Genomic DNA, 8,183 nt, shown 5'->3' on the forward strand with positions numbered 1-8,183 from the left:
TTTAAAATACGGATAGCGTCGCTAAGCTAACTGGCAGTTTAACGTAATAATCAACTTTTTTTGATTTAATGATTGACTGGGTAAGAAAGTGGTGTTAAATTCAGTCTGTAGAATAAATCAAAAAAAGTTGATTTAGTTCAAAGAGGTGGTGACTCATGCAAGAAGTTTCGTTCAAAGACTACGAAGCCAAATTCAAAGCGCTTGCCGATGAAAAGCGACTTCACATTATGTACGAGCTGACGCAGCGCGGAAACACCTGCGTTTGCGATCTCACGGATATTTTCGACATGTCCCAATCCAAGCTATCGTATCACTTGAAGATTCTGCTGGATGCCGGCTTTATTACGCGTGAGACGCGTGGTACGTGGAGCTATTACGAAATTAATCAACAGGAAGTAAGCCATATCCTCTCGGAGGAGCTGTGCTGCATGTTCAAACCAGCTCGAGAAGGCAATAACTGCTGCGGAGTGACCCATGAAAAAGAAAATAATTGCTGAGTTTATCGGCACTTATTTTTTGGTCTTTGCCGGTCCCGGAGCCATGGTGATTGACGAGATCACCAAAAGTATCACACATGTCGGAGTTGCCCTCACCTTCGGACTTGTGGTCACGGCTCTGATCTATACGTTTGGTCATATCTCAGGAGCCCATTTTAATCCTGCGGTCACCATCGGGTTTTGGGTGCGAGGGGATATTTCCGCCAGGGATGGCTTGTACTATGTCGTCACTCAACTCCTTGCATCGGTCGTGGCGAGTTATACCCTGTTCCTCTTGTTTGGGAATGTTGCTCATTTAGGGGCTACCCTCCCCATTTCAAGCGAGATACAGTCTTTTGTTTTAGAGTTTATTTTGACGTTTGTGCTGATGATCGTCATCTTGGGGTCTGCCGTTCACGGTAAAGCGGTAAAAAGCTTTGCCGGCATATCGATTGGCGCTACGGTCGGGCTGATGGCAATGTTTGCAGGTCCGATCAGCGGAGCCTCGATGAACCCTGCACGGTCACTGGGACCGGCTTTTGTGTCCGGCGCAACCGAACATCTATGGTTGTATGTGGCAGCTCCCGTTCTTGGGGCAATAGCCGCTTCCATGATCTATAAAACATTACATGAATAAGGGGATGGATGAATTGGATAAGAAGCTCGTGTATTTTCTTTGTACAGGGAATTCGTGCAGAAGCCAAATCGCTGACGGTTTTTTGAAGTCGATCGGCAGCGACCAATATGAAGTCAAAAGTGCGGGACTGGAGGCGCATGGGCTAAACCCCCGAGCAGTTCAAGTGATGAAGGAAGCCGACATTGATATTTCGGGGCATACGTCTGACGTGATTGACCCCGAGATCCTCAGGGAAGCGGACTACATTATCACGCTCTGTGGTCACGCGAACGATAATTGCCCGGTAATCCATAACGATAAAGCGGAAAGATGGCACTGGGGCTTTGATGACCCGGCGAAAGCGACCGGAACCGAAGAAGAAATCATATCCCAATTCCGCGAAGTTCGTGATTCCATAAAAGATCGAATTGAGCGCTTTGTGAAAGAAGGTAAATGAGCCATGATTAAGCGGATGCACATAGCGGTGAACTGCATTATCAGAGAACGCCAGCCACTGCGTTTGCAGTTTTTATTTTCCCATTGAAACGTTTCAACCAAGCGTAATATACTTGTTTAGTAGGATATGCACATAGTTGAACATGGGATGGGTGAGTATGGGACAGACGTCATACGGATACAATGAGGAACGTAAATATTGGCTGGACACGCTGCGCATGATCGCGGACCCGGTTTTGAAGGCGCTGAGCAAGCAGCAGTTGAAGGAGCTGATGCCGGTTCAGGCGCAAACGGGCGACCGCTCGCGCTATACGTATTTGGAAGCGTTGGGGCGGACGCTTAGCGGTTTGGCGCCTTGGCTTGAAGGCACGGAAGCGGGCGGTGAGGAAGCTGGGCTTCGCGATGCGTATGCAGCGGAGGCGAGGCAGGCCATCGATGCGGGAACCGACCCCGGCTCGGCGGATTACATGAATTTTGCGCATGGGGACCAGCCTTTGGTGGATGCCGCTTTTTTGGCGCACGCTTTGCTTCGCGCGCCTCGCGAGCTGGCGGATAAGCTCGATTCGCGGGTGCGGGGCAACGTGATTGAGGCGCTTAAGCAGACGCGCCGCATTCAACCGTATATTTGCAACTGGCTGCTGTTCAGCGCCATGATCGAGGCCGCTTTGTACCGGCTGGGTGCGGACTGGGATGCGATGCGGATCGATTATGCGCTCAGGCAGCATGAACAGTGGTACAAAGGGGATGGCGCTTATGGAGACGGCCCCGATTTTCATTTTGACTATTACAACAGCTTTGTTATTCAGCCTATGATGATGGATATTCTCGACGTGTGTGCGGACCAAGGCCGGGATTGGCCTGCCATCAAGCAATTGCACGAGCAAAGATGCATCCGGTACGCGGACGTGCAGGAGAGGCTGATTGCGCCGGACGGCACGTATCCGCCGATCGGGCGGTCCTTGGCGTACCGGTTCGGCGCTTTTCAGCATTTGGCGCAAATGGCGCTTCAGCACCGTTTGCCGGCTCATTTGAAGCCGGGGCAAGTGCGCAGCGCGTTGACGGCTGTCATTCGGCGGACGCTGGAGGTGCCCGGCAACTTTGACGCGAACGGCTGGCTGACGATCGGCTTTTGCGGAAATCAGCCGGAAGTCGGGGAGCCGTATATTTCTACGGGCAGCCTGTATTTGTGCACGACCGTGTTTGTGCCGCTGGGCCTGCCGGCGGCTGATCCGTTCTGGAGCGCGCCTTCCGAGGCGTGGACGTCGCGCAAAGCGTGGAGCGGCCAGCCGTTCGGCATCGACCAAGCGCTGAAAGGTTGACCGCCGCCATGCGATTTCCGCACCGCGCGCTTGGAGCTGCCTGCGGTGCGAAAAGAGCGGCCCCCAAACCGGGGTTCCACCGACAAAAAAAAGAACCACCCCGAAAGCGGGCAACCGCCGCAGGGATGGTTCTTTTTTCAGTAGATAAGAAAGTATATGTTTTATACTTTTGCTTCGCATCTACCTTGATAAACGCGTTCGTCCCAGAAGGACGACGGAGTCGTTTATCCTTGTTTCATCAAGCCCCGTACATATTGAACCGTTTCATCCACCGTTTCATCCGTCAGCTGTTCCAGCGAAATGTCGATAAACGGCTTGTGCCGGTGCAGTTTTTCAAGAAACGAGGCCGTTCGGAAAATACCGGCTCCCGAGCGTACCTGGCGGAGCTTGCCGTCCTCCTGAACAAGGACGTCTTTCAAATGCGCCAGCACGATGCGGCTGCCAAAACGCTCAAAAGCATAGTCCAAAAAAGCGTCCTGCGAATCGATCGCATCGGGAGGGAGCAGATTGACCGGGTCAAAGACGACGCCGATGTTGCCCGAAGGCACTTCCTCAAGGATGCGGCTCATCTTGTCCGTGCTGGAAAGTGTATGCGTGAACACGGGCTCTAGGCCAATGAACACGCCGCGTTTTTCTGCTTCTTCCGCCAGTTCCTCGACTGTTTGCCGCAAAACCGACCACCCGATCTCCTCGAATCTCTCGGGGTCCTGATCCGCATAAGTGCGCAGGTCGCCGGTTTCCGTCGCGATAATCGATGTGCCGAAATCGCGGGCATAGCGAATGTGCTCCTTGAATCTTTCGATTTCGAGGCGGCGCTGGGCGGCGTCCGGGTGGACCGGATTGATGTAGCAGCCGAGCACCCCGATGCGGATTCCCGCCCGTTCGAAATGCTCGCCCACATAGTTCGCCAGCGCCGGGCTCAGCTTGCCGAGGCTCGTATCGATATCGCCGATAGCTTTGGACAGCGCGAGCTGAACGAAGTCAATCCCGCGTCCCTGAAGCTTGGCCGTCAATTGTTGCAGCGGCAAATTCCCGACCGTATGCGCAAGAGTTCCGATGCCCATCTATCTCGCCATCCATCCGCCGTCCACGCACAAGACGTGGCCGTTCATATAGTCGGAAGCCGAAGAAGACAAAAATACGACCGGACCTTTCAAATCGTCCGGCGCGCCCCAGCGTCCGGCCGGAATCCGCTCGGTGATCGATTGCGTGCGTTTCTCGTCCTGCAAAATCGGCGCGGTATTGTTGGTCGTCATGTAACCCGGCGCGATGGCGTTGATTTGAATGCCTTTGCCGGCCCATTCGTTGGCCAGCGCTTTGGTAATACCGGCAATCGCATGCTTGCTCGCGGTGTAGCCCGGTACGTTAATGCCGCCCTGATACGTAAGCATCGAGGCGATGTTGATGATTTTGCCGCTGCCGCGCTCCAGCATATGACGGCCTGCCAGTTGGCAGAGGAAGAACGCCGAATTCAAGTTCAGGTCGATAACGTCGTGCCAATCTTGACGGCTGTGCTCGGCAGCCGGCTTGCGGCGGATAATGCCGGCGTTGTTGACGAGAATATCGATGCCGCCCCAAAAGCCGACTGCGCGGTTCACGACGTCTTCCAGCACTTCTTCGTTGCTCAGATCCGCTGCGATCAGCTCGGCCTGGCCGCCTAATGCGCGAATGGCCGCTACCGTCTGCACGCTTTCGGACGAAGAGACCGCTACGATGCGCGCTCCCGCCTCGGCCAGACCGATCGCCATTGCTTGCCCGAGACCGCCCGAGGCGCCTGTAACGACCGCAGTTTTGCCCGTTAAATCAAAAAGCTTCATATCCGATTTCCCCCAAGCTTCTGCTTATTGATATTCCAATTTCATTCCGGCGCTGCGGAATTGTTCCGCCGTATCGGCAGGAAGCTTGCTGTCCGTCAAAATCATCGAGACGTCCGACAGCTCCGCGAACGTACGCAGCGCGCACTGCCCGAATTTGAAATGGTCGACGACGCTGTAGACCGTATGGCTGGAGTTGATCAGCGCCTTTTTGTAATCGACCAGTTCGCTCGTATAAATGGTAAAACCGTACTGCAAATGAACGCCGGTAGCGGATATAAACGACTTCTGAATGTTCAGCTTGCTGACGTATTCAGCCGCTTCGGAGCCGGCCAGCACGTTGCGGATGCGGGTTCCGCCGGGAACGACAAGCCTGATTTCGTCCTTGCGTACAAGCTCGGAAATAATGTACAGGTCATTCGTCACGACGGTCAGAGGCTGGTTGTCCAGCCGCCTGGCGATTTCCAGCGTCGTGCTGCCGCCGTCCAGGGCGATGATGTCGCCGGGCTGAATGTGCCTGACGGCGATTTCGGCAATTTCCGCCTTCTCGTCGGCGTGTTTGACGAGCGGTTCCTTGGCGGAAAGAATGCCGTGCTGATCGCTTTGCGCCAGCGTCGCTCCGCCGTGAATGCGGATCAGCAGCCCTTTTTCCTCAAGCTTCGCCAAATCTTCGCGGATCGTTTTGCCGGTGACCTCAAGGCGCTCGCTCAGTTGGCTGACGGTCACTTCCTTTTGCGCCAGCAGCATTTCCATGATGATTTCATATCTGCGTAAAGGGTTCATCGGTGTTCATCCGTTCTGAAAGAGAGTGTACCGATTATTTTAAATCTTTCATGGCTACGGCGTCCATGTCTTCAAAAATTTGATTTTCGCCGGCCATGCCCCAAATAAACGTATAATTGCTCGTACCTACGCCGCTGTGAATCGACCAGCTCGGCGAAATGACGGCTTGCTCGTTGCGCATCACGACATGGCGCGTTTCCTGCGGCTCGCCCATCAGATGGAATACGACGCCGTCTTCCGGCATATCGAAGTAAAAATACACTTCGGAGCGGCGGTTGTGCGTGTGGCTCGGCATAGTATTCCACATGTTGCCCGGCTTGAGCAGCGTCATGCCCATAACGAGTTGACAGCTTTGCACGCCGCCTGTATGGATGTAACGGTAGATCGTCCGCTCATTGGAGTTGGTGATGCTGCCGAGATGGTTCGGCGAAGCTTCGTTGATGGCGATTTTCACGGTCGGATGGGTCGTATGCGCCGGAGTGGAGTTGAAGTAAAACTTCGCAGGCTCCGCGCCGTTCTCGCTTTCGAAAAAGATCTCCTTCGCTCCTTTACCGATGTAAAGGCCGTCTTTGGAGTCCATTGCATACGCAGTGCCGTCGACGCGAACGGTTCCACGACCGCCTACGTTAATAATTCCGATTTCGCGGCGCTCCAGGAAGTAGTCTGCGGCCATATCCTTTTTGTTGGCTTCCAGCTGAACCGAACGCTCAACAGGCACGACCCCGCCTACGATAAAACGATCCACGTGCGAATAAACCGTCTTCACTTCATCCGGCGCAAACAAGGAATTGATGAGAAATTCTTCCCGCAGGCGGCTGGTGTCAAAAGTTTTAACTTCTCTCGGGTGCGAAGCGTAGCGAATATCCATTTCCATGAAAAAATCTCTCCCTTTAGGTTCAAATGTGTAAAAATAAGTTCATATAGGTTTAAATTACTCCAAATGAACCGATTATTCAAGCGGAAAATCGCCGATCCCGAAAAGCGACCTTCATCGATCCCCATAAGGTGGCTTCGTCTACTCCGAAAAGCAGTCTTCCTTTTATGCATAAAATCAGGCTTGTCGGTGGGAGACTATTATGGATGACAGCAAAATTTTCCACCGAGGAGGCTTCCGAACATGAGCGAACCGAACTATTTTGAGCACGTCTGCCAGGATACGATCCCGACCAAACCCGGAGAAGAGGACGTGACCGCTACGGATATGATCAGCAGTGCGGTTGAGGAAATCGTTGACAACATCGAGCACGCTTTCACCGATGACACGGAAAAGGACGAATGGAAGTGAGAAGTCGCCGTCCCCGCGCAAAAAAAGACGCCTCGTTCCGCTTGTCCGGCGGTTTCGGAGGCGTTTTGCAGCATCATTTGAAATGCTTCCAGAGAAAATCCAGGGTCAACAGCCCGACCGGTTTTTCCTTGAAGCTTTTGTCTTCCTGAGTTGCCAGCTCGGGCTTGCGGTAGCAGATCAGGTGCCGATAATAGCCGAATTTCCGGCACACTTCCGGCCTTGCGGCGTAAATTCCGCATTTGTCCCGGTCCAGATCGTAAAAGATGCACGTTCCGTACAATCTCGGTTGATTTTCAAGGTTGGAGCGGGTTTTGGCCGGCATCGATTTGATATGCTTTTTGATGCGTTTGAACTCTTGCTCGGTGACCGGAACCGGGCCGCAGCACATCCCTTTGCATCCTTGGCAGGGTAAAGTTTCCATAAGTAACCTCCTGTAACGGCGTTCTATTTCCGGAAATTTACATTGACATAATCGGTAAAATGTGATATAATGAATTTCCGTTTTTGGTGAAAATATTTTAACATAAACTCAACAAAATGAAAAGTCAAATGAATCGGCAATCGATCTCAGGCAAGGACCTGGAATCGGCTGCCGATTTTTGCTGTCGCGGGACAGAAGATCATCCGAAAAAAATATTTGAATAAAAATACAAAAAAATGTAGAATAATACGAAATTACGAAGAGGTGATGGCATGAATTCCCAAGTTCAAAGCGCAACGTCAAAACTGTTGAAAGAAGCGGAAGCTTCGCTTCTGTTCACGGCCAAACGGCCGGAGATTGTGTTCGAACGCGGTCAGGGCATGTATCTGTGGGATACGGAGGGCAGGAAGTATCTGGATTTTGTCGGCGGCTGGGCCGTGACCTGTCTGGGGCATTCGCCGGCTGTACTGCAGGAAGCGCTCGCCCGGCAAGCCTCCGTACTGGTGAATACGAGCCCGGCGTACTTGAACAGGCCGATGGTTGAATTCGCCAGGCTACTGACGGATCACACCTGCTATGACAGGACGTTTTTTGCCAGCAGCGGGGCGGAAGCGAACGAAAGTGCGGTCAAGCTGGCGAGAAAATACGGCTCCTTGAAGCTGGGAGGGGCTTTTGAGATCGTTACGACGACGAACAGCTTCCACGGACGTACGCTGGCTATGATGTCCGCAACCGGCAAAGCTTACTGGGAGCCGCTGTTCGCGCCAAAGGTACCGGGCTTCCGGCACGTGCCTCTGAACGACATCGAGGCGTGCCTGCAGGCCGTCGGTCCGAACACTTGCGCGATTATGCTGGAGCTGGTCCAAGGTGAAGGGGGCGTTCACGCCAATGTTGTCAGGTTAGTAGATTTTGGTATAGTAGAGGTAAACGATAGAAACGGATGATAGCGCGTGAAAAAAACGGAAAAACGGCCTTATCCCGTGTGCTTAACAAGATGAAAAGCGACGAATTCA

11 protein-coding genes are annotated in these 8,183 nt (G+C 53.1%); 6 read left to right on the forward strand and 5 right to left on the reverse strand.

Translation table 11 applies throughout. The features are described 5' to 3' along the window. Positions 1-155 precede the first annotated feature (155 nt). The 4 genes from AC3G2T_RS24615 (at position 156) to AC3G2T_RS24630 (ending at position 2,867) form a co-directional block, all read left to right on the forward strand. Entirely contained in the window at positions 156-497 is a 342-nt protein-coding gene (locus tag AC3G2T_RS24615; RefSeq protein ID WP_488437236.1) for an ArsR/SmtB family transcription factor, read from the forward strand. Continuing rightward, positions 475-1,113 carry an aquaporin gene (locus AC3G2T_RS24620; protein WP_488437237.1) on the forward strand — a complete coding sequence of 213 codons (639 nt, stop codon included), beginning with the start codon at positions 475-477 and terminating at the stop codon, positions 1,111-1,113. The genes AC3G2T_RS24615 and AC3G2T_RS24620 overlap by 23 nt, the downstream gene beginning before the upstream one ends. Positions 1,114-1,126: 13 nt before the next feature. Further along, positions 1,127-1,549 carry an arsenate reductase (thioredoxin) gene (arsC, locus tag AC3G2T_RS24625; protein WP_474683358.1) on the forward strand — a complete coding sequence of 141 codons (423 nt, stop codon included), beginning with the start codon at positions 1,127-1,129 and terminating at the stop codon, positions 1,547-1,549. A gap of 157 nt (positions 1,550-1,706) precedes the next feature. Further along, positions 1,707-2,867 carry a DUF2264 domain-containing protein gene (locus AC3G2T_RS24630; RefSeq protein WP_488437238.1) on the forward strand — a complete coding sequence of 387 codons (1,161 nt, stop codon included), beginning with the start codon at positions 1,707-1,709 and terminating at the stop codon, positions 2,865-2,867. Positions 2,868-3,091: 224 nt separating this feature from the next. On the opposite strand, the gene AC3G2T_RS24635 is transcribed toward AC3G2T_RS24630, so the two are convergent. From AC3G2T_RS24635 to kduI, 4 genes are read right to left on the reverse strand one after another with little or no spacing between them, the layout of a single operon-like run. Beyond that, complete coding sequence (locus AC3G2T_RS24635) at positions 3,092-3,931, reverse strand: sugar phosphate isomerase/epimerase family protein (protein ID WP_488437239.1); 840 nt, start codon at positions 3,929-3,931, stop codon at positions 3,092-3,094. Continuing rightward, a complete protein-coding gene (kduD, locus tag AC3G2T_RS24640) occupies positions 3,932-4,684 on the reverse strand; it encodes a 2-dehydro-3-deoxy-D-gluconate 5-dehydrogenase KduD (RefSeq protein WP_474683361.1) in 753 nt (250 codons plus the stop codon). Between the two features lie 24 nt (positions 4,685-4,708). Further along, positions 4,709-5,464, reverse strand: coding sequence for a DeoR/GlpR family DNA-binding transcription regulator (locus AC3G2T_RS24645; RefSeq protein ID WP_488437240.1), 756 nt, complete (start codon positions 5,462-5,464; stop codon positions 4,709-4,711). 34 nt (positions 5,465-5,498) lie between these two features. Continuing rightward, the gene (gene kduI, locus AC3G2T_RS24650) at positions 5,499-6,332 is read right to left on the reverse strand and encodes a 5-dehydro-4-deoxy-D-glucuronate isomerase (RefSeq protein ID WP_474683462.1); all 834 of its coding nucleotides are present in this window, start codon (positions 6,330-6,332) and stop codon (positions 5,499-5,501) included. A gap of 249 nt (positions 6,333-6,581) precedes the next feature. On the opposite strand from kduI, the gene AC3G2T_RS24655 reads away from it, so the two are divergent. Next, positions 6,582-6,749 (forward strand): hypothetical protein, encoded by a 168-nt coding sequence (locus AC3G2T_RS24655; protein ID WP_474683363.1) that lies wholly within the window; start codon positions 6,582-6,584, stop codon positions 6,747-6,749. Between the two features lie 73 nt (positions 6,750-6,822). Here the strand turns inward: AC3G2T_RS24655 and AC3G2T_RS24660 are convergent, their stop codons facing one another. Beyond that, entirely contained in the window at positions 6,823-7,170 is a 348-nt protein-coding gene (locus tag AC3G2T_RS24660; RefSeq protein ID WP_488437241.1) for a YkgJ family cysteine cluster protein, read from the reverse strand. A gap of 272 nt (positions 7,171-7,442) precedes the next feature. Between AC3G2T_RS24660 and AC3G2T_RS24665 the strand changes: the two genes are divergently transcribed. Next, positions 7,443-8,114: an aminotransferase class III-fold pyridoxal phosphate-dependent enzyme gene (locus AC3G2T_RS24665; RefSeq protein ID WP_488437242.1), complete on the forward strand. Its 672-nt coding sequence runs from the start codon at positions 7,443-7,445 to the stop codon at positions 8,112-8,114. The last annotated feature ends 69 nt before the right edge of the window (positions 8,115-8,183 follow it).

The organism is Paenibacillus sp. sgz302191, assembly GCF_057749925.1.